The 21,547-nt window shown below is 57.5% G+C and carries 23 protein-coding genes; 13 read left to right on the top strand and 10 right to left on the bottom strand.

From position 1 onward, the window contains the following. Positions 1–459, bottom strand: coding sequence for a hypothetical protein (locus tag JL015_RS24975; RefSeq protein WP_201020378.1), 459 nt, complete (start codon positions 457–459; stop codon positions 1–3). Between the two features lie 169 nt (positions 460–628). Here JL015_RS24975 and JL015_RS24970 point away from each other — a divergent pair, with 169 nt between their 5' ends. The 3 genes from JL015_RS24970 (at position 629) to JL015_RS24960 (ending at position 2,074) form a co-directional block, all read left to right on the top strand. After that, complete coding sequence (locus JL015_RS24970; protein ID WP_183143743.1) at positions 629–1,240, top strand: LexA family protein; 612 nt, start codon at positions 629–631, stop codon at positions 1,238–1,240. Between the two features lie 155 nt (positions 1,241–1,395). Then, entirely contained in the window at positions 1,396–1,668 is a 273-nt protein-coding gene (locus tag JL015_RS24965; RefSeq protein WP_201020377.1) for a DUF1654 domain-containing protein, read from the top strand. 163 nt (positions 1,669–1,831) lie between these two features. Continuing rightward, positions 1,832–2,074 carry a pyocin activator PrtN family protein gene (locus JL015_RS24960; RefSeq protein WP_122320508.1) on the top strand — a complete coding sequence of 81 codons (243 nt, stop codon included), beginning with the start codon at positions 1,832–1,834 and terminating at the stop codon, positions 2,072–2,074. Between the two features lie 106 nt (positions 2,075–2,180). Here the strand turns inward: JL015_RS24960 and JL015_RS24955 are convergent, their stop codons facing one another. Continuing rightward, positions 2,181–2,591 carry a hypothetical protein gene (locus JL015_RS24955; protein WP_201020376.1) on the bottom strand — a complete coding sequence of 137 codons (411 nt, stop codon included), beginning with the start codon at positions 2,589–2,591 and terminating at the stop codon, positions 2,181–2,183. 129 nt (positions 2,592–2,720) lie between these two features. Further along, complete coding sequence (locus JL015_RS24950) at positions 2,721–3,539, bottom strand: lipid II-degrading bacteriocin (protein ID WP_201020375.1); 819 nt, start codon at positions 3,537–3,539, stop codon at positions 2,721–2,723. A gap of 336 nt (positions 3,540–3,875) precedes the next feature. On the opposite strand from JL015_RS24950, the gene estP reads away from it, so the two are divergent. Continuing rightward, positions 3,876–5,804, top strand: a complete 1,929-nt coding sequence (estP, locus tag JL015_RS24945) for an esterase EstP (protein WP_201020374.1) — start codon at positions 3,876–3,878, stop codon at positions 5,802–5,804. Between the two features lie 127 nt (positions 5,805–5,931). On the opposite strand, the gene JL015_RS24940 is transcribed toward estP, so the two are convergent. Further along, positions 5,932–7,209 (bottom strand): acetyl-CoA C-acetyltransferase, encoded by a 1,278-nt coding sequence (locus tag JL015_RS24940; RefSeq protein ID WP_201020373.1) that lies wholly within the window; start codon positions 7,207–7,209, stop codon positions 5,932–5,934. 120 nt (positions 7,210–7,329) lie between these two features. On the opposite strand from JL015_RS24940, the gene JL015_RS24935 reads away from it, so the two are divergent. From JL015_RS24935 to JL015_RS24905, 7 genes are all read left to right on the top strand, one after another. Beyond that, entirely contained in the window at positions 7,330–8,685 is a 1,356-nt protein-coding gene (locus tag JL015_RS24935; RefSeq protein WP_122320503.1) for a 3-oxoacyl-ACP reductase, read from the top strand. 27 nt (positions 8,686–8,712) lie between these two features. Beyond that, a complete protein-coding gene (locus JL015_RS24930) occupies positions 8,713–9,564 on the top strand; it encodes a MaoC family dehydratase (RefSeq protein ID WP_183143742.1) in 852 nt (283 codons plus the stop codon). A gap of 71 nt (positions 9,565–9,635) precedes the next feature. After that, positions 9,636–9,941 (top strand): MazG-like family protein, encoded by a 306-nt coding sequence (locus tag JL015_RS24925; RefSeq protein WP_201020372.1) that lies wholly within the window; start codon positions 9,636–9,638, stop codon positions 9,939–9,941. Beyond that, a complete protein-coding gene (locus JL015_RS24920) occupies positions 9,938–10,687 on the top strand; it encodes a methyltransferase domain-containing protein (RefSeq protein WP_201020371.1) in 750 nt (249 codons plus the stop codon). Before JL015_RS24925 ends, JL015_RS24920 begins: the two co-directional genes overlap by 4 nt. 18 nt (positions 10,688–10,705) lie before the next feature. Beyond that, the gene (locus JL015_RS24915) at positions 10,706–11,332 is read left to right on the top strand and encodes a DUF4136 domain-containing protein (protein WP_201020370.1); all 627 of its coding nucleotides are present in this window, start codon (positions 10,706–10,708) and stop codon (positions 11,330–11,332) included. A gap of 18 nt (positions 11,333–11,350) precedes the next feature. After that, a complete protein-coding gene (locus tag JL015_RS24910) occupies positions 11,351–11,914 on the top strand; it encodes a DUF4136 domain-containing protein (protein ID WP_201020369.1) in 564 nt (187 codons plus the stop codon). A 116-nt stretch (positions 11,915–12,030) separates the two neighbouring features. Beyond that, positions 12,031–14,076 carry a pilus assembly protein TadG-related protein gene (locus JL015_RS24905; RefSeq protein WP_201020368.1) on the top strand — a complete coding sequence of 682 codons (2,046 nt, stop codon included), beginning with the start codon at positions 12,031–12,033 and terminating at the stop codon, positions 14,074–14,076. Here JL015_RS24905 and JL015_RS24900 read toward each other — a convergent pair. Beyond that, positions 14,073–16,841 carry a PAS domain-containing sensor histidine kinase gene (locus JL015_RS24900; RefSeq protein ID WP_201020367.1) on the bottom strand — a complete coding sequence of 923 codons (2,769 nt, stop codon included), beginning with the start codon at positions 16,839–16,841 and terminating at the stop codon, positions 14,073–14,075. The genes JL015_RS24905 and JL015_RS24900 overlap by 4 nt on opposite strands. Further along, positions 16,831–17,286: a TadE/TadG family type IV pilus assembly protein gene (locus JL015_RS24895; RefSeq protein ID WP_201020366.1), complete on the bottom strand. Its 456-nt coding sequence runs from the start codon at positions 17,284–17,286 to the stop codon at positions 16,831–16,833. Before JL015_RS24895 ends, JL015_RS24900 begins: the two co-directional genes overlap by 11 nt. A 76-nt stretch (positions 17,287–17,362) precedes the next feature. Here JL015_RS24895 and JL015_RS24890 point away from each other — a divergent pair, with 76 nt between their 5' ends. After that, positions 17,363–17,833, top strand: coding sequence for a prepilin peptidase (locus JL015_RS24890; RefSeq protein WP_201020365.1), 471 nt, complete (start codon positions 17,363–17,365; stop codon positions 17,831–17,833). Between the two features lie 125 nt (positions 17,834–17,958). Next, entirely contained in the window at positions 17,959–18,699 is a 741-nt protein-coding gene (locus tag JL015_RS24885; protein WP_201020364.1) for a response regulator transcription factor, read from the top strand. A gap of 49 nt (positions 18,700–18,748) precedes the next feature. On the opposite strand, the gene JL015_RS24880 is transcribed toward JL015_RS24885, so the two are convergent. The 4 genes from JL015_RS24880 to JL015_RS24865 are packed head-to-tail and all read right to left on the bottom strand — an operon-like array spanning position 18,749 to position 21,545. Beyond that, complete coding sequence (locus tag JL015_RS24880) at positions 18,749–19,021, bottom strand: DUF3613 domain-containing protein (protein WP_201020363.1); 273 nt, start codon at positions 19,019–19,021, stop codon at positions 18,749–18,751. Continuing rightward, positions 19,018–19,743, bottom strand: a complete 726-nt coding sequence (locus JL015_RS24875; RefSeq protein ID WP_201020362.1) for a tetratricopeptide repeat protein — start codon at positions 19,741–19,743, stop codon at positions 19,018–19,020. Before JL015_RS24875 ends, JL015_RS24880 begins: the two co-directional genes overlap by 4 nt. A gap of 28 nt (positions 19,744–19,771) precedes the next feature. Then, positions 19,772–20,659 carry a type II secretion system F family protein gene (locus JL015_RS24870; RefSeq protein ID WP_201020361.1) on the bottom strand — a complete coding sequence of 296 codons (888 nt, stop codon included), beginning with the start codon at positions 20,657–20,659 and terminating at the stop codon, positions 19,772–19,774. Position 20,660: 1 nt separating this feature from the next. After that, positions 20,661–21,545, bottom strand: a complete 885-nt coding sequence (locus tag JL015_RS24865; protein ID WP_201020360.1) for a type II secretion system F family protein — start codon at positions 21,543–21,545, stop codon at positions 20,661–20,663. Between the last annotated feature and the right edge of the window lie 2 nt (positions 21,546–21,547).

The following is a 21,547-nucleotide window of genomic DNA, read 5'->3' as shown; positions in this document are numbered from 1 at the left end:
TCAACCCGCCTTGCGGCCTGCCACCTCGGATGCCTGAGCCTTATCTCTTGCGCCACGATTCGCGCTGCGGGCCGCCAGGATCGACAAAACCTGCTGATGCAGTTTTTCCACCCAGTTTCGGTAGGTTCTGTCGGCACCTTCATTGATACCGAGCAGACGCATCTGCTCACGGGCAGGTAGCAGATCGACGTAACGGTATTGCGCCAGTTTCGCCAGCTCAGGGCCTCTGCCCTTGGCCGGACCACGGGACAGTTCCGCCACAGCGGCCTCGACTTCACTGCCGATGTAATCCATACCGCTGCCGTTACCGATCAAGGCTCTGGAGCCCGGCGTACGCCGGGGGATATAAGCGCCCCACTCCATGATGCCTGCCATCGGGCTGCTCAACCCGCCGCCCAGGCCCAGACGCATCCGTTGCTCTCCCCAATTGGCCATCACGGCCTCGACTTCATCAATCATTCTCTTTCCTCGCTGAAAGCAACTCATTAAACGAATTGTTTATTTTGCGAGTAAAATACATTTTGTATTGTAAATCCAGAAAAACCACTACACTGTGTCGATTGTCGAACCCCATACAGGCTGTAGTATTTCGCGCATGAATAAATGGTATGAAATCGCCAGAAAGGCCATGGAGAACCTGGAAATCAGCCAGGAAGACATGGCTGAGCGAATGGGTGTGACTCCGGGTGCCGTAGGGCATTGGCTGAACGGCAAGCGCGAACCGAAGATCGATGTGATCAACCGGTTTTTGAGCGAGCTGGATCTGCCCATTCTTGAAACATCGCTCCCCTCTCATGAGCCAGGGCAACAGAACGTTGCGCCTACCGCTCAACCCTCGCGCTTTTACCGCTACCCGGTAATCAGCTGGGTAGAGGCCGGTGGCTGGAACGAAGCTGTCGAGCCCTACCCGGCCGGCTATTCGGATACCTTTGAACTCACCGACTACAAGGCCAAGGGCCAGGCCTTCTGGCTGATGGTGCGCGGCGATTCCATGACCGCTACGGCAGGTCAGAGCATTCCGGAAGGCATGCTGATTCTGGTCGACACCGGGCTTGAGCCAACCCCCGGAAAGCTGGTGATTGCCAAACTTCCCGAGAGCAACGAGGCAACGTTCAAGAAGCTGGTCGAGGATGCAGGCCGCTATTTCCTCAAGCCCCTGAACCCCGCCTACCCGACAATCCCCATCACGGAAGACTGCAAGTTGATCGGAGTCATCAGACAGATGACCATGCGGCTCTAGCTCAACCCTTCCAGACCAAAGCCCCGAATTTTCGGGGCTTTTTTATTTCCGCCATTCGAGCCCTTCCCTCTTATTGCAAGCCGGACACATTTCACTGTTGCGTAGGAAAAAGACCTGAATTACTGTATGCACATACAGCAAAAAGGAATTGAATCATGCCTGCCTGGACACCTGATATGTCGCAACACGATGCTTATCTGGCGTTGGTCCAACGTATTCAAGCACTCATCAGCAGCCCTCAGGCTCAGATCGAGCACCAGATACGCCTTCATCGAGAGCCTGGCGAATCTCTTCTTCATTGGGAACAGATCGCTGAACACCTCATGGAAGCCGAAGGCGTCACCGTCACTCGCGACCACACAAACGACACGATCCACCTCGCCTGGTACGTGGAATTCGAGGACGGAGAAAATACAAAACGTATTTAAAAATACAAAACGTATTGCAGGTTCAAAATACATATCGTATTGTTGGTTCACGTCTCTCATCACCGATGACCGAGCCACCCAAGCAGCAACGTTCAAGACCCGATGGCCAGTGGGAAGGAGACGAAACATGACTCAGACTTTTACCCACAGGGAGTAATCGCCAATGACCAATACACTGGATCTGCTTCGCAAGGAATTCGCCACCCCATGCCCGACACTGAGCGCGGTCAGGGAGCGTTATTTCTCGCACATCTCGAACGATCGCAATCTGCTGCGCAAGATCAACGCGGGCCGTATCGCCTTGAAAGTCAACCGCACCGGCGGCACACGACAGGGCCACCCCTTCGTGTACCTGCACGAACTGGCCGCCTATCTGGATGCAATCGCACACAATCAGGCGGCATGAGGTGAAGAGAAAACAGGCCGTCAGCGGGGTTAGTGATAAGCCAGCCCCGCTGCGTTATTTAAAAAATACAGGGAGCGCGAAAAACGGTGCGGCCACAGATTTGAGGTTAGCGCTGAGAACGTTTAGGCAATGCCGATATCACTAGAGCGATGACGGCCAGATAAAGAAGAATACCGACAAGCCCAAGCGTTTTTTCAAACAAGAAAGATCCAATGACAAAAACACCTACAATGGAAGTAAGTAAAAGGCATATATTAAAAATCGAAAAAACAGCAACTCTTTTCCCCCACGAGCTTGATTCAAACCTTGCCGAGACTACCAACCCAATCGTTGCGAGAAGTAAGGCAACACCACTGATGGCTTGGAGCATAACCGTATAAATGGTAACCGCAGGCAAGCCTCGGGTATCTGACAGGTCCGAAGAGTTCTCTGGAACTCCATCCCCAGCAAAAAACAAACAAAACCAAGCCATGACAAACAATAAAGTGGCCACCAGCAAACGATAGCTAATTCTCATATGTTCCCTCCCCACACATCAATAAAAAACCGCACCAATCTTAAACACAACAACACCAATGGAGTACCGTTTTTTTTGCACCTGCGCAGACAAGCGCTTCCAAAAGGGAACTCCATCACAGTCCAGACTTTATTGATTTGAATAGCTTATAGGAATAGAACCTGGCATTTTTATTCCATAAGGCACTGCACCGGATACGCGCTCCATTTCCCTTAAATTTGTAGTAGCTCGTTCATCAAAGTCATTACGATGCTGGCTTCGATTAGCATCATACACATCATTATATGCCCGAACCTCACCCAAAAAGCTAATCACTCCAGATGCTGTATGTATTACCTCACCCGTGATACGTATTGTAATAGATCCTAGATACATACGAGCAGTAAACGAGTCCTGCCCGGTATAGTAAGGCACGGTCAGATCAACTGAGGTTTTTCCGATACGGGCAGTCCTGATGATTGCCATCAAATCGGGAATCTTATCAGCAGCAGGCTTAATACCCGTGCGATTCAACGGCACAGTGGCTGGAGTTCCTTCAGCTTGAAGAAAATGCATCAAGGCTTTAATGGGTGTAAAAATCCCACCGGAAAACTCAGGTGTCGCCAAGGCCTGCGCTTTCTTTCTCAGCCCATCACTTCGTCCAGCGGCCAAGGCATCCTCATTAGAAACACCAGGATTAACAGTCTTAATAAAATCGGCATAAGCAACCGAATGAAAATCATCCGCCATCATACCTGCCAAGCAATAAGGCGGTCGATTAGACGCTATCATTTTCAACTGACTGTTAACGATCGACCACCAATTACCAGCTAAATATGCAACATCTCTTTGAGCACGCGCTTGCATCAGCGCCTGCATTCCGCCCATTAGCGGGTTAATTCGTGTAACGCCCGAAACAGTGCCATAGTCATCTGGATACACATAGATATTGGGTAGCTCTACAGTCATATCACACCTTTGAAATCATAAATTTTTCAATATACATACTTACACCACCAAAACAGCAGGAAGCATTGCTATGCACTGAACAGCACTCCCAAGCCTCAAAGGTGTTACATGGTTATGGGTAAATATTGCGAAAAACCTGTATATGAGCCGCCTACATTTCTATTGTCAGCATCATCTTGAGCGGTAGCTCCCAACCTCTGTAACCCCTCGGACACAGACCTATCAATCCTTTCGATCGGTTCTACCACCGCTGGGCGGTAAGTTCTTTTAGTTCTGGAAGTGACGGGGATGCTTGCTAGGGTCCCTACAGGCAGAACAATAAAAAGGGCTTTTTTCATGACCGAAACATCACTGCGTCGGCCTCTGGCAGCATGCTTGCTCACTCTGGCCTGCACCTCGACATTCGCGGCTCCAGCCCCTTACTCCACGATGGTCGTGTTTGGCGACAGCCTGGCCGATGCGGGGCAGTTTCCAGATCAGGACGGGCCGCCCGGAGCAACGTTGCGCTTTACCAATCGCGTGGGGCCTACCTATCAGGATGGCAGCGGCGAGATCATCGGGCTGAATTCCTCGACTCTGCTGGGCACGCTGCTCAATGTTCCGGGCAGTGAACTGAATGCCTCCACGTCTGCAGTGAATGCCGCACTGGGGATACCGGACGGTAATAACTGGGCAGTGGGAGGTGATCGCACGGACCAGATCTACGATGCCATCACCTCTGAATCCCGCGTGGTCGATCCCAATACCGGCACCGTGCTACGAACCCGGACCGGCTATCTGCCCGGCAACAATTTTCAAGCGGACCCGAACGCGCTGTATTACCTGACAGGTGGCGGTAATGACTTCTTGCAAGGCCGCGTACTGAGCAGCGGTGACGCTGCGGATTCTGCCGACAATCTGGCTGACAGCGTACAGGCCCTGCAACAGGCAGGAGCCCGCTACATCATGGTCTGGCTGCTGCCGGACATCGGCCAGACGCCTCTGCTGAGCGGCACTATCCTGCAACCGCTGACGTCTGCACTCAGCGCTGACTTCAACGAGCAACTGGTCAGTCGTCTGGAACAGATCGATGCACAGATCATCCCGCTCAATGTGCCCCTCTTTATCAGTGAAACCCTGGCCGATCCCGGTCGCTTCGGCTTCGCAGCCGACCAGGATCTGGTAGGAACCTGTTTCAACGGCGCAGGCTGCGATGAAAACAGCACCTATGGTCTGGACAGCGCTACGCCGGACCCGAACCGGCTGTTCTTCAATGATCGGGTCCACCCGACCGTTGCAGCTCAGCGCCTGTTTGCCGACTACGCCTATTCGTTGCTGGCTGCCCCTTGGGAAATCACTCTGCTGCCGGAAATGGCCAATGGCACATTACGCGCCCAACAGGACGAACTTCGTTCCCAGTGGCTGAACGATTGGGGCAATTGGCAAGGTGTTGGCCAGTGGCGCAGCATCCTTGCCGCAGGCGGTCAGAAGATCGACTTCGATGCCCAGAACACTTCAGCCCAGGCGGATGGCCACGGCTATAACCTGACCCTCGGAGGCAGCTACCGTTTCGCCGAACACTGGCGTGCCGGGCTGGTTGCCGGGGCTTATCGGCAAAACCTGGAGGCAGGCGCACAGGATTCGCAATACAGGCTCAACAGCTACATTGCGACGGCCTTTGTGCAATATCAGGCCACTCACTGGTGGGGAGACCTGGCGGCTTCTGGAGGGCATCTGGATTACGACAAGGCCGAGCGCAAGTTCGCTCTGGGCGTCAGCGAAGGGCAGGAAAAGGGCGACACCGATGGCAAGCTCTGGGCTGCAAGTGCGCGCCTTGGTTTTGATATTGCGGGGGCCGCGAGCCGCTGGCACCTGTCGCCCTTTATCAGCGCCGATTACGCTCATATCGATGTGAACGGCTACTCGGAGCAAGGCAACCGCTCGACTGCCTTGACCTTCAGTGATCAGACCCGCAAATCCCGGCGCGCAGGTGTTGGCTTGCAGACCGCATTCGAGCTGACGTCTTCGACCCGGATATGGGGCGAGTTCGCTCATGAACGGGAGTTTGAAACGGACCGGCAGAACGTGACCATGGCACTGAACAGCCTGCCAAGCCTTGACTTCACCCTTGAAGGCTACACGCCACAACGTAACCTCAACCGCGCCAGTCTGGGCCTGAGCCAGAAACTGACTCGCGACCTGACCCTGCGAGCAGGTTACAACTGGCGCAAGAACGATGACACGACTCATCAGGGTGTCAGCGTGGCATTGAGCCTGGACTTTTGAGGCCTTAAATCCGTGGGAGGGGCTTTGGCCGCGACAGCAGTTGAAGGCGCTGAAAATGTGTTGCCTTTCAGTTGTGTCGTCGCGGCCAAGGCCCTTCCCACTTCATGAGATGTACGCCTGACCTGTTTCAGCGTTCCAGAATCGCGGTAACGCCCTGCCCGCCCGCTGCGCAGATCGAGATCAGACCGCGCCCCTGGCCTGCAACCGCCAGCAGTTTGGCCAGGTTGGCAACGATCCGGCCACCCGTTGCAGCAAAGGGGTGGCCGGCCGCCAATGAACTGCCCTTGATATTGATCTTGCTGCGGTCGATGGAACCCAATGGCGCCTCAAGTCCCAGGCGGGTCTTGCAGTATTCGGGATCTTCCCAGGCCTTGAGCGTACAGAGCACCTGAGCCGCGAAAGCCTCGTGAATTTCGTAGTAATCGAAATCCTGCAGCGTCAAACCGTTGCGTGCCAGCAGACGCGGCACCGCATAGGCAGGAGCCATCAGCAGGCCTTCTTCGCCATTGACGAAATTCACGGCTGCCGTTTCGCCATCGCGTAAATACGCCAACACTGGCAGACCCCGCTCTTTGGCCCACTCTTCACTGGCCAGCAGCACCAGCGAAGCGCCATCGGTGAGCGGTGTCGAGTTGCCAGCCGTCAATGTACCCTTGGCGCTGCGCTCGAATGCGGGTTTGAGGCTCGCCAGCTTTTCCAGCGTCAGGTCAGGACGAAGGTTGTTATCACGGGTCAGCCCCAGATAAGGCGTCACCAGATCGTTCTGCCAACCATCTGCATAAGCGGCTGCCATTTTCAGATGACTCTCCAGCGCCAGTTGATCCTGAGCGTCGCGCTCGATCCCCCAATGCTGTGCCATCAGTTCGCAATGCTGGCCCATGGACAAACCTGTGCGCGGTTCGCCGTTACGAGGCAGCTCCGGCTTGAGGTGCTGGGGCCTCAATTTCAGGAGGGCCTTGAGCTTGTCGGCGCCGGTCTTGGTGCGATTGATCTGCAACAGGATATTACGCAGCTCTTCATTGACGCCTATCGGCGCATCGGACGTGGTATCCACGCCTCCGGCAATGCCGCATTCGATCTGTCCCAACGCAATCTTGTTGGCCACCAGCAAGGCAGATTCAAGGCCGGTGCCACAGGCCTGCTGTAAATCGTAAGCAGGTGTTTGCGCCGACAGACGCGAACCCAGCACGCATTCACGGGTCAGGTTGAAGTCCCGGGAGTGCTTGAGCACCGCTCCGGCAACCACCTCGCCCATACGCAGGCCATGCAGGTTGAACCGCTCTATCAGGCCCTCCAGCGCAGCTGTCAGCATGTCTTGATTACTGGCAGTGGCATAGGCGCCGCTTGAGCGGGCAAATGGAATCCGGTTACCGCCGATGATGGCGACACGACGTAGCTGCGTCATGAAAAACTTCCTTTTCTTCAAGCATTGTCTGGGCGGGTGATGAACAGCGTGCTGAAACAAGAACAAATGTCGCTTCAGTGTGGTCCATGTCTTTGAACCCCGATTCAAGGAGAGTGTTCCATGTCGTCAGATCGCTACATAAATTTCGCCAATTCCGACATGGGTCGTCGCTTGGTGAAAGCCGTAGGTCTTCCGAGCCCGACGCATCTGGAGCGTTGGCAAGCCGGACGCTTGCGGCCTGTAGAGGGAACGCTGCTGATCAGCGCCGGGCCACTGGCGGATCACATCAGACTGTTCGCACAACGCCTGACCGACTCGCTCTACAGCTTTGGCAGCGATATCCCCGGCGCAACAGCCTGGGCCGCCGAACAAGGCCCGAAACTCAAGGCCGTGGTATTTGACGCCAGCGTGCTCGTACACGCTGAACAGCTCAAACAGTTACGGGATTTCTTTCAGCCGCTGCTGCGCAATCTGGATCAATGCGCCCATGTGGTGATCCTCGGGCGTGCCCCCGCGACACTTGAAGACCCTCTGGCAGCCAGTACCCAGCAGGCCGTTGAAGGCTTCAGCCGTTCACTGGCCAAGGAAATGCGCAACGGCAGCACCGTTCAACTGTTACAGGTGGACGAAGGGGCTGAAGACCAACTGGAAGGCGCGCTGCGCTTTTTCCTGTCCCCCAAGAGCGCATTCATCTCGGGACAGGTCATCCATCTGAGCCCGAACACCGCACAGGTTCAGGACTGGAGCCGCCCCTTGGCCGGGCGCAAGGCGGTAGTCACGGGTGCCGCACGTGGAATAGGCGCCGCGATTGCCGAAACCCTCACCCGCGATGGCGCCGATGTCGTGCTGCTGGATGTGCCGCAGGCTCGGGCAGATCTGGAGGCCCTGGCTGCAAGGCTCGGCGGGCAAGCGCTGGCGCTGGATATCTGCAGCCCGGATGCCGCCGTCCAGTTGCAGGAGCATCTGCAAGGTGGCCTCGACATTCTGGTGCATAACGCCGGTATCACCCGCGACAAGACCCTGGCCAACATGTCGGCGGATTTCTGGGACTCGGTATTGGCGGTCAACCTCGAAGCCCCGCAGGCACTGACTCAGGCATTGCTGGATAACGGCACCCTGAACGACAACGCACGAGTGGTATTGATGTCGTCTACCAGCGGGCTGGCCGGCAATCGCGGACAAACCAATTACAGCGCCAGCAAGGCTGGCCTGATCGGTTTTGCCCGGGCCATGGCTCCGTCGCTCAGGCAGCGCGGTATCAGCATCAATGCCGTAGCACCCGGCTTTATCGAAACCCGTATGACCGCCGAAATGCCTTTCACCTTGCGTGAAGCAGGTCGACGCATGAGTTCTCTTGGCCAGGGCGGCTTGCCGCAGGACGTCGCCGAAGCCGTTGCCTGGCTGAGCCAGCCGGGTAGCGGAGCGGTGACCGGCCAGGTCTTGCGTGTCTGTGGTCAAAGTGTGATTGGGGCTTGAGCCCGCATTCGTTCAAGGAGATGGATAATGACTGCTCACTGGCGCTACCTGGACTCCCTGCAAACTCTGCCCAACCTGTTCATGCAGGCGGCATTGAGACGCAAGGTCACCGGGACGCAACTACCTGATGTGGGTCTGCGCAGCTGGATGTCGGTGGACGCCGACAAACTGGCAGCCTATCGCAGTGTCTGTGGCTTCAAGGATGACAGCCTCCTGCCACCCACTTACCCGCATGTCCTCGCCTTTGCGTTACAGATGCAGTTGATGACCTCACGGGAGTTTCCCTTCCCGCTGCTGGGCCTGATCCACATCACCAACCGCATCAGAGTTCATCGCCCGCTCGGCGGCGTCAGCCAGTTGTATATCAGTGTCCAGGCGACAAACCTGCAACCCCATGCCAAAGGCGCGACATTTACTCTGATCACTCAGGTTGAAGACGGCCTTGGACTGCTCTGGGATGAAGAAAGCACCATGCTCTGCAAGGGCGTGAAACTGGAAGGCGAGATCAGCGGCGATTTCGAGCCTGCCCCCATGGCAATGAGCGAACTGGCACGCTGGCACGCCTCATCACTTATCGGCAGGCAATACGCCAAGGTGTCCGGCGATTACAACCCGATTCATCTGAGTGCGCCCAGCGCCAGGCTGTTCGGTTTCCCCAAAGCCATCGCTCATGGCATGTGGCTCAAAGCCCAGACACTGGCGACCCTGGACGACCATTTGCCCGCGTCGAACGTTGAGGTCAGCGTGCAGTTCCAGAAACCGATCCGCCTGCCCAGCGATGTAGTGCTGTCAGCCAGCGCAGCCGGTTCCCATGGTCAACTGCGGGTCGAGGGCGAACAAGGCATCGTACACATGATCGGAAGCTGGCAACCGCTGTAGGTGAATTCATTCGCGAATGACTTGCCTGAAGCCCCGTTCCCCCTGAAGCTATGCGCCTTCAGGAGAGCATCATGAACCTCGACGAGTTGACCCGGCGTCTGCACCGCATTCGCGATCAGAACGACTGGAAACAGTTTCACAGCCCCAAGAACCTGGCCATGGCCGCCAGCGTGGAAATGGCCGAGCTGGTAGAAATCTTCCAATGGCTGCGCGAAGACCAGTCTCGGGAATTGCCACCCGAGAAACTGGCCCATGCCGGGCAGGAAGTAGGCGATATCGTTCTTTATCTGCTGCTTCTGTGCAGCGAGCTTGGCCTGGACATGGAAGATGTCGTGCGCAGCAAGCTGACCGACAGCGAGCGGAGATTCGCCAAGTGAGTGATCGTCATTTCGACCAGTTGGCCACCCGCTTCGCGGAAAAGATCTACGGCGGCGCCAAAGGCGCCATTCGTCTTGCGGTGCTGCAGGCCGACCTTGCCGAGACGCTGCCCGAGCGGCCTCTGCGCGTTCTGGATATCGGCGCCGGGCTTGGGCATATGTCGTTATGGCTGGCGGAACGTGGCCATGAAGTCACCCTGGCCGAACCAGCCGGGCCGATGCTCGAAGGCGCGCGCCAGCGTTTTGCCGATGCAGGGCAAAGCGCGACGTTCATTCAGGCGCCCTGGCAGGATCTACCGGAGCAACTGAGCGAGCCTTATGACCTGGTATTGTGCCATGCCGTGCTGGAATGGCTGGCAGAACCTCATGCCATCCTGCCAGTACTGCATCGACTGACCAAGGCCGATGGCTGGTTATCGCTGGCATTCTATAATCGTGATGCGCTGATTTATCGAAATTTGCTCAAGGGGCATTTTCGCAAGATGCGCAAGAACGACATGGCTGGCGAAAAACAGAGCCTGACCCCGCAACAGCCCCTCGACCCAAGGGAATTGGAAACGCAACTTGAAGGCCTGTGGCAGGTCGAAACCCGCAGTGGCGTGCGAGTGTTTCATGATTACATGCCGGTTGAATTTCAGGCCCGGGCCGAGCTTGAGGACCTGCTGGAAATGGAACTGGCTCACCGACGCCATCCGGGCTTTGCAGGTTTGGGTCGTTACCTGCACTGGATATGCCGTCCGGTCTGAAACCACGCGGAGATCATCATGAAACGCCGCCTCGCCTTGATCGCCATCTGCCTGAGCGTGAGTGCCTGCCAAAGCGACAACCCGTATGTCGCCAGCTCCGCCCCCATGCCACCCGCTCCGCCGCAAGCGGCCAATACACTGGACATGAGCGCCTATCCGGCAGCGCCACGAGATTATGGCCGTTACCGAAACTGGGCCTGGCTCAACGGGCATCTGCCACCGGGCACGGCGTGGATGGATTCGGCACAGGTCGCCGATGCGGTCAGCAATGGCCTGGATCAACGCGGGCTGCGGCCTAACCGCAACGGCCAACCGGCAGACGTCTATGTCAGCGCCTCGATTCGCCAGGAAACCCGAATGCGTCAGGTGCGTGAAGACTATTCAGACCCGTACTATGGCGGCGGCGTGGGCTATGGCCGCTACAACGGTTATCGTAATGGCTACGGCGGTTATGCCAGCGTCCCCATCGTGCGTACCTATCAGGAAAAAGTGATGGTGGTGCAGATCAACCTGTTCGATGCCCGCACCGGCCAGCCGGTCTGGAGTGCCAGCGCGGACACCACAAGCGGCGTCGATGAAGCCTCGCGCAGCAAAGCATTGCGTCAGGCGGTGCAACAAGCCTTGACGGCGTATCCCCCTTCGTAACCCTTTCGGAGAACTGCCATGTTTCGCCGCCTAGTCTTGCTGTCACTGGCCGTGCTACTCACAGCCTGCCAGACCAATCAGATCAATCGTGACTTCGATGCCCAACGGGATTTCGGCGGCTATCGCAGCTGGAGCTGGAAAGAGCCCGGCGTGCAATATCAACCCGAAGATCCACGCATCAAGAGCGACCTCACCGAACAGCGCATCCGCCAGTCGATCAGCGACCAACTGGACCAGCGCGGCCTGCGCATGGCACCAGGCGGTGCCCATGCCGATCTGCGGGTGCAAGCCTGGTTGATCGTCGAAAACCGCCAGCAACTGGTCAGCACCAATAACAATGCCGGTTGGGGACCGTGGGGCGGTTATGGCTATTGGGGCGGCCCGTTCCCCACAGAAACCCGAAGCGTGGATTACAAGGTCACGACCCTGCAGATCGACCTGTTCGACGGCAAGGACGGCAAGCTGGTCTGGCGCGGCAGCACCGAACGTATCCTGAGCGAAAACGCCGTCAACCCAAGCGCCCGCGATACCGCCGTGCGCAATACCGTGGCCAGAATCCTGGAGCAGTATCCGCCGCGCTGATACGTCTTCGCGGATGAATCCGCACACTCAGAGAACCATCCGGCAGCCTCCCCGGGCCTTGTCTACACTCCTTTGCACACAGGCGAGTGAGCGACGGCTTGGCCGAAGGAGTGCTGATGTCTCCCCTGAATCGTTATGTCGCGTTACCGGCACGGCAACAAGGCGCCATTAGCTTGCTGGCTGCATTGACCCTGGGTATTGCCCTGTTATGCACGCTGCTTGTCATCGACAGCGGCAGGCTGTATCTGGAAAAGCGTTCACTGCAGCGTGTAGCGGACATGGCGGCACTGGAGGCGGCCAGCCGCAAAGGCACCTGCACCTCAGGAACAAGTGCTTCCACCTACGCCAATCAGAGCGCCACCCGCAACAGTTTCGTGGTGGGCAGCGACAGCCGCACGCTGACGGTCAACTGCGGCACCCTGGCGCTGGACGTCAACAGCCGGCGCACCTTTACCGCCGATGCAACCAAGCCCGAAGCCATCAAGGTCGTCGCCACTCATGCCGTCCCCCGAAGCATCGCGGCGGGCATCGCGGCGCTGTTCGACAGCACACCGACTCCGGCAAACATTCAACTCAGTGCAACAGCGGTTGCAGCAAGCACACCGCCCCTGGCGGCATTGACCATCCGCAGCGCCGCAATGACCATCGACAGCGCCAAGGCAGCGCTCCTCAACCCTGTTATCGGTAGCCTGCTGGGCGGAACACTGAACCTCAGCGTCGCCAACTGGCAAGGAATCGCAGGCACCGAACTGAGCGTGCTCAATTACCTCAACCGGCTCAAGACCGACCTGAGCATCAACGCCGTGGGCTACACCGATGTGCTGAACACGAATGTCGCTGTCAGCCAGTTGATCCAGACGGCGATCAATGTGCTGGACCCTGCCGGAACCTTGAGCGCTACTGCGACCATAAGCGGCCTGCGAGCCTTGAAGATTGCGGCTGGCGCGACCACGGTGCTGCTGGGTGATTTGCTGTCGGTGCAGGGCAGTACGGATATCGCAGCGCTCAATACCAACCTGCGCCTGTTCGATCTGGTGCAAGGTGTCGCGCAACTGGCCAATGACAAGAACGGCATTTCGGCTGCGGCACAGATCAACCTGGCCGGGCTGGCTCAAGTCACGACCAGGGTTCAGGTCGTAGAGCCACCGCAACTGTCGGCCATTGGCGACCCGAGCAAGATCGATCCGCTCAACCCCAGGACCGGAGCGAACAGACTCTATGTCCGTACTGCCCAGATGCGGGCACTGGTTTCGATCAATCTGCCAGTGCTCGGGGCGATCACTCCGCTGGTCAATACCGCCACGTCGCTGGTCAGCAGCCTCACGCCGGTCATCAACAGCGCCCTGAGCCTGAACCTCGCCGGGCTGCTGGGCTCGACCACCTGCGCCATCGGCCTGACCAGTTGCATGGTTTCGGACATAAAACTGCTGACTTCAAGTTCATCCTCAAGCGCCGGCCCCAGAATCGATATCAGCATTTCAATGGCTAGCGCTGACACTTACGTCACCGGTTACACCTGCACAAGCAATACCAACAAGACGTTGACCGTTCATACCGATACGGCGTTGATCAGCACCAAGATCGGCCTGATCGACAGCGCAGGAGCCTTTCCAGCCAGCACCGACCCTTCCGCAATTACCGCCATCCCCATCCCAGTGATCGATATCGGCACCCAGACCTGTCAGAAAATTCTTGGCTTGCTGGGCAGTTGCACCACACGAGTACCCTTTGGCGGTGGGGGCGTCGGGATCAGCTTTGATCCTGTCAGCCAGTCGCCACTGGGAGGAAGTTCGTCCTCGACCAACAGCACCTTCAGTTCACCCAATCTTCCAGAGGTCAGCAGTTCGCCCTACTTTCCTCTGGACCCCGCAGCCGCGGTTCTGCCCAGCACATTGCTCGACGGCGTCATCTCAGGGGCAAAGGTCAGTGTCTACAGGCCTTCGACCACCAGTCCCAATGGCCTGGGCAATGTGATAACCGGCGCGGCGTCCATGCTGGCGGCCATTACCACCACACTGGACGGTATTGTCGCTGGCACCCTGAGGCCACTGCTGCAATCGGTCGTAGACCCGCTGATCGACGCGCTAGGCCTCAGCCTGTCGCCCGCCGAGGTGGGCGGTAACCTCAGTTGCAACTTCGGTCAGGCCACACTGGTCATTTAGGAGTGCTTGAAAATAGGTAACTCGATCTGGAACCTGGCACCCTCATCGACATTGCTGACGCTCAGTTGCCCGCCCATCTGATCGACGATGCCATAGCTGACAGACAAGCCCAGGCCGGTGCCGACACCCACCGGTTTGGTGGTGAAGAACGGCTCGAAAATACGCTCCAGCAGACGCGGGTCGATACCGCCGCCGTTGTCTTGAACCGACAGGCGAATGATGTTCTCGTCCTCTTCCACCTCAAGGCCGATCCAGGGCTCGAAGTCACGGTCCTTTTCCCGACGCGAAAGCAAGGCGTCCCGGGCGTTGACCATCAGATTGATCAGCACTTGCTCCAGTTGATCCACATGCCCGCGTACTTGCACTGACGCGCACATTTCACCGATACGGATCTGCACACCCTTGCCCTTCATGCCCTCAGAGAGCATCGAGATGGTGCCTTCCACGGCCTGAATCGGATTGAACAGTTGCTCTTCGATCTCGGAGCGGCGTCCAAATACCCGCATATGATCCACCACACGGGCTGCGCGCTGAACCTGGGTGTCGATGCGATTGAGCTTTTCGGTGAGGTAGTCGATATCGATATCGCCCTTGCCCAGACGCTTGAGAACGTTGACCACCGCCATGCGCATGACATTGAGCGGCTGGTTGATCTCGTGTGCCAGACCGGTCGCCATCTCGCCCAGCGTCGCCATTTTCGCACTCTGGTTCAGCTGCATCCGTGAGCGGCGCACATCGGTGTTATCGCGCCCGACCGCCTGGATCTCGATCAGCTTACCCTCTTCATCGAACACGCCCCGGTCGGCCCATACCCACCAGGCATATTCCCGTCCGGGCAGCTCGATGCAGATTTCCTCTGTACTCATGGGCGCTTCAGGGGTCAGCAGAGCAATACGCTTTTTGAAGGCTTCACGTTGCTCATCCGAGAGCCAGTCCCCCAGGTTGATGCCCGTCAGTTGCTCCGGCGTACACTCCATATAATTGGCCAATGGACGGTTGCCGAAGCTGAGCACCAAATCCGGGGTGTAACGGCAGATCATCGCCGGCGAGTCTTCCACCAGAATCCGGTAACGCTCCTCGCTCTTGCGCACCTGTTCGGCCGCCAGGGTGGCATCGGTGACGTCAAGCCACAGCCCCACCGCTTCCACGGGCATTCCGAGGTCATCACGCAGCAACCGCGCCTCATCCAGCAGCCAGTGATAATCGCCCTTCTTGTCGCGCAGCCGGTAACGGCGGCTGACAAAGCCTTCGCGCAGTAACTGCCGGTTGCGATCGAACCAGATGTCCTGATCGTCGTGATGGATGTACCCGGCCAGTTGCCCGTCGACACACTCGGCCAATGTCCAGCCCAACAGAGGCTTGAGGCTGTCGCTGAAAAAGCTCGGTTCCAGATTGCCCTGGTCATAGCGCTGGACGTAGATCACCGCTGGCGAACTGGCGATCAGGTTATCCAGTCGCGCATGAGCCGCAGCAGCATTGGTTTCCTGGTTCTTGATATCACTGACATCAAGCATGAAACCCAGCACGCGCTGTACCTGGCCACTGATCAGGGCCTGACCCTGAATGCGGAACCAGATATTTTCCTGTGCAGGATCGGTCTGAAGCAGGCGCACACACAACAGCATCGGCGTGCCCTTGTCACGCAACTGGACAAGACGGGTGGATAACTCCTGCCGGTCGGCCGGATGAATCATCGCCAGCCAGTCCTGACGAGGCAGACGATCAACCCTGTCATTGAGGCGCAAACTGCGCGCCAGTTGCGGGGCCAGCAGAATCTCATCGCTGCTGGGCAGCAACTCCCACCAGCCGGTACCCAGCAGATCCTGAAGCACCGCCAGACGCTCGACATGGTGACGGTTATGCTGCTCCGACATACGGAACAGCACAGGTCCAGCCAGAGCCGAGCACAGGTTCAGCCACTCGCGTTCGCCCAGGTCCGGCGCTTGCTGCTGCGCGTTGTAGAAGCCGAACATCAACCAGGCCTTGGCAACGCTGTCACGGCTGTGAGGCATGACAAATCCATCGGCATTGCCGAAGGCACTTTGCAATTGCACCAGATCAGTACCGGCGCCAAACGCCAGTTGATGGCTGATATTGGCATCCAGCCTGTCCAGTTCAACGCCAAGCCGTTGCCCGACCTGCCATAACTCCGGCGCGGTATGAGCGTGGTATTGGGCATAGACTCGCCAGCCTATGCCGTTGATCTCCGGCAGCACCAATGCCACGCAGGGGATGTGCCAGAGCTGTGCCAGCTCCTCAAGCTGTTCGGCTACCACTGCGGCCAGCCGGTCAACGTTGCAAACCCGTATCCTTTCGGCTATCTGCCCGGCAATACGCAGGCATTGCTGACGACTGCGGGCGGCGCTGGCCTCCTCCATCAGGTCGCTGATGTCCATCAGTTGCAACAGCCAGTCCTTGCCGTGGGCCTGAACCCAGCCACGGGCATGCAGGGTGTGGGCATCTGCACTCTTGAAGTCCAGATCGAGCATGTGCCCCATCCAGTCCGACGGCACGCCTTCGATCACCAGGGCACTGTTGGGCAATAGCAGGCTCATCAGTCGCTGCATCGATACGTACTGGGCGGTGATTCCCAGACGCGAGAGCAAATGCGGGCTGACGCTCTGCACCCGCCCCTCGCCATCGAGCAGCAAATAGAGATCCGCGCCAATCGTTTCCGGCTCGACTGTCGCAGGTACGGGTTGCGGGGCGGCCGGCGTGTCGGAGCGGCCCAGCCAACGACTCAAACGTGTTTTATCAAGGGACAAGTTGCAAACTCGCTTGGGCAGAAAGGTTGGTCGGCAGGTTCGGAACTTCGCCGATTCCTGGCAGGGTCAACACCGGCAGAATTCTGGTCAGCTTGCTCTTGGGGTAGTGAATCCTCACCGTCAGGACGCCAGCCGTATAGCTCACGCTCATGTCGGAGGCAGTGAAACCCAGCGCGGCAGGCATCCAGGCCAGTTGGGTGGTCAGGACTGCACTGGCCTGGCTGACCAGCAAGGTGTCGTAGTTGGCGACCGTCGGGCTCAACGCCACACTTCGGCGCACCGCCTCGCTGACGGCAGCATTGAAAGACTGCACCATCAGCAATGGGAGGCTATAACTCACTACGCCATAGAAAACAGCAAAGAACACAACGAACACCACCGCAAACTCGATTGCAGCGGCGCCCTTCTGTTTTCGACGGGAGGATTTATGAAAGGCTGTTGGCATGTCGACGTCCACCCTGACATTTACTACCGTTAAGACAGCATAGGTTCTTTCAGGAAAACAGGATGTTTTTTATACAATGGAATTACTTTTCCTACTCGCCTGGTTCGCCATATGTGCGGAACAGGACGCCCGGCAACGACTGATATCCAACTGGCTGACATTAGGCGGTTTTACCCTCGCACTGGCTTATCTGTTGTACAGCGGCCATACATGGCTGGGGTTTGAATCTGCCGATGCTGGCTGGGCGCTTTTATTGGCGGTGGCGCTGACGCTACCCGGTTATGCCCTTGGCAGACTGGGCGCAGGCGATGTGAAGCTGCTGGCGGCGCTGGCTCTGGCGAGCAGCAGCCTGCACTTGCTGGGTACTTTTATCGGTGCGGGACTGGTCATGTTGATATGGTTGATCATTCGTCAAAAAGTCTGGCCCCTTATAGGACAGAGAGTTACGCAGCGTTATACCTACATGAATGCCGAAGCGACAAATAAACAACCCTTCTCGCCTTTCCTGTTCACAGGCTTTTTATTGACGGCTCTGTGCATCCACTAGTCGAATCACACCTTAGCGCTATGTACATAGCCGGAAAGTACGACTACGGTAAATCGTAAACCTTGTTTTGCTGATATGGACCGGGCATCTGTCAGTTGTTATGACTCGTCGGCATGGAGTAGCGAGTGAACAAGTATTCGACCGTCAAAGTTCTGGTTGTCGATGACCAGCCTCTTATCGTTGACGAACTGAGCGATTTTCTCGGGAACAACGGCTATCACTGTATCCCTTGTCACTCAGGCAGCGAGGCCATCGAACATTTTCGCAACGACGACAGCATCGGCATCGTGCTGTGCGATCTGGACATGCCGGGCATGAACGGAATCGAGATGGTCGAAGCCATGAAGCTGGTTGGCGGCAAGAAACACCTGTTTGAAGCCATCATGCTGACTGGCCTGGCCGAGAAGAAAGACGTGATCAAGGCGCTGCGTGCCGGGATCGCCGACTACTATCAGAAACCCGTCAATCTGGACGAGCTGCTTCAGGGTATCCAGACTCAGGAACTGGCCCTGCAAGAGCGGCAAAAGAATCTTCAGCAGTTGGGGCTGCTCAACGAAAAGCTCCAGTATCTGGCGGCCTCCATCGACGACTTGTACAAGAACCTGGATAAAAAACAGAGCACGCTGGAACAAGACAGCCTCGACGCCGAGAACAAGCTTTTCGCCCAGCTATCCCCCAGACAACTCGCTGTCGCCAGGCTGGTCAGCAAAGGCCAGACCAATTACCAGATCGCCTGCGAACTAGGCATCACGGAAAACACAGTCAAACTTTATGTCTCGCAGGTTCTGCGCCTGACCCACATGCATAACCGCACCCAGTTGGCGCTGGCACTGTCACCGAATCGGCAACGAATATCAGCCATGTAGGAGCGAATTCATTCGCTCCTACCCGACTTTGAAGAAGGGCACGGGGCGATTATTTCCCGCCCGACGAGACACTTCCTCCCTTCTTCTGCTCATAAAAATCCGGGATCTCATGCTTGTAGGTTTCAAGCCAGCGTTGCAGGCTCAACTCGCGCTCGACGGGAGTGAGGGTTTGCGGAGTGGGCGAAGCCGCACTGCCACCAATCTGCAGTTGCAGCCAGGCCTCGGTCTGCTTCTGCGGAGCCGATGAAGGTCCTTCATCGATGGCCCATGCGTCTGCGCACAAGCCGAACAGCAGAATACCGCCGAAGATTATGCTCCTCATGGATGTGCCTCCTCTGATTGGTCACGCATGGCCGTTACCTGGCCATTCGAGATAGAACGGCTGGCAGCAGGCGTTTTCAGTTTTTCTGCCCGGACCTGCGCGTCACTGACCTGCTGTGCCGTCAGTCCTGCCCTGGAAGCCAGTTCTGCGGCCTGGGTCCAGTTATCCTGATAGATCAGCAGCGTGACCAGATTGGCGGCCGCCAGGGTGTCGGACTGCCGGAGTTCGATGGCGGTAAGGAACTGGAAGCGGGCCTGCTCCAGATTCAGCTGGTTGAGATAAACCACACCAAGATCGTTGCGGATTTTTTCATCGGTTGGCGCCAGTTTGCTGGCCCGGAGCAAATGCTGCTGCGCCTGGACATTGTCGCCACGAGACGCCGCCAACTGCCCAAGACCATGCTCGCCTTGCGCAGCCCGGCAAGTGCCCAGCAGGCTGCGGTACAAAGGCTCGGCTTCGCGACTGCCCAGCAAGCGCAATACCCGTGCCTTTCGCAGCCGCACTTCATCAAGATTGTCGGGCAGGCTTTCCAGGTTGGCCAGGCTGGCATGCAAACGCCCTTCATCGGCCATGTTCTGGGCCAGATTCAGGGTGAACTCCTGATCGGATGTCGGTTTGGGGCAAGTGCCCGTTCCGGCCGACGACTGCATCCAGGGCACAGTGCCGTTAGTGGCGCATCCACCCAGCATCAAAAGCCCCACGAAGATCATCACTGCTTTCATTGCAACACGTCCTTCATCCATGCACGTTTCACCGGCCGCCCAAGGCATGACCGATGGCGGTAAATCCTGGCCCGGCCAGCACAATCAATAACGCCGGGAACAAAAAAACCATCATCACCACCGACATCTTGGCCGACAGTTTGGAGATGTATTCCTGCAAGCGCGTCAGGCGGCGGTCGTCGAGCAACTGCTTAAGGGCCAGCAAGGACCGCAAAGCCCCACCGCCCTGATGAATCAATTGATTGAGGATCACGCAGGTGTCGCTGAACTCGTCCACGGCCAGCAGGGCTGCGGACTTTCTCAACTCATCTCCCAGCTCCAGCCCGGAATCGACCCGCACCAGAATCACGCGGATTTCCTCGGACAGCACCGGCAGCAAGTCCTTGCCCTCGTTGCTCAGTACCCGCAGCGCCTGCTCCACAGCCATACCGGACTCGAAGAGGATGCGCAGCAGTGGAATGAAGGTCGAGATCTCTACCACCACTTGCTTCTGACGATGCTGGGCGAAGGCAGCCAGCGCCCGTTTAGGGATCAGATAACCCACACCAAACGCAAAGACCGGTGCAATAAAGGGCTGCTCGACAGAATTGAAAAACAGCACCTGGAGCAGAATGACCAGAATCAAAAGCCCGATGGGTACGCCAATCTGGCAAGCCGCATACAACGAACGCTTGCTGGCCCGACGCCAACCGATACGGTTGAGCAGGACCAGGGTTTCGTTATCAAGGCTGATCGAGCGCTGCCCAAGGCGTGTATCGCCCAACAAGCGCAGCCAACTGCCGATACGGCTTTCGCGCACCATCTGCCCCTTGAGACGCAAGGCGACCTGACGCTCGTTGCGGCGCTGGCGAGCCAGGTTGGACAGCAGCAACAAGGCTGCCGCCACAAACATCACCGCACTGATGGTCAGGCCCATTTCATACACTCCGCAACATGCGCCACAACGTCAGGCAACCCATCACCTGAAAGGAGAACGCGACAATCAGCATTCGCTGCCCGCCGCTGTCGTTCCACATGTGCATCAGGTAATTGGGATTGGTCAGCATGAAATAACCAACCATCGCAATGGGCAACAGCGCCAACACGATGGCGGTCATGCGCGTTTCGCCGGTCATGGCACGCAACTGACGGCCCGCCTGCTCGCGCTCGCGGATCAGCTTGATCAGGTTCTCCATCAGTTCGCTGGCATTGCCGCCATAGCGATGGTTGACCTTCAGCCCAAGCGCAAACAGGTGAAATTCATCGCGCTCGTACAGCTCGGCAAAATCCCGTGCAGCGTCGGGCAGGCTGACGCCCATTTGCACGTTTCGCTCGATCCGCAGCATGCCGTCGCGCAACGGCTGGTCCGCCGCCTCGATACCATGCAGCACCGCATCGGCCAGGGTCCGGCCTGATTTCAGGCTGCGTACGGTGTGATCGAGCATCTGCGGCAATTGCTCGATCATGCGCCGCACCCGCTTGCGATAACGCCAGGAAATAAACATGCGCAGCGTCAGTGGAGCGGCTACCAGCCCGACCCCGAAACCGAACCAGTCGCCCATGAGGTAACCCAGCAGTATCGATAGCGTCCATAAGGTAATCGCCAGGCCAATACGCTCTGTTGGCTTGCCCAGCCCGGCGCGCAAGAAGGCGCGTTCCAGCCATTCAATACCGGGCTTTTCTTCGATCGCTATCGGCTGCCCAACCTGCAAGCGCTGCATCACTCGCTCGCTCGCCCCCCGATTCAGCGCCAGATAAAACATGTAGAGCGCAGCACCCAACAGCAGCACAAAAATGATCGCCAGAACCAGTGATGCTTTCATGG

Source organism: Pseudomonas cichorii (assembly GCF_015471405.1).
In the GTDB taxonomy this organism is placed as follows: domain Bacteria; phylum Pseudomonadota; class Gammaproteobacteria; order Pseudomonadales; family Pseudomonadaceae; genus Aquipseudomonas; species Aquipseudomonas serbiensis.
This window is presented reverse-complemented; position numbering and strand designations above follow the sequence as displayed.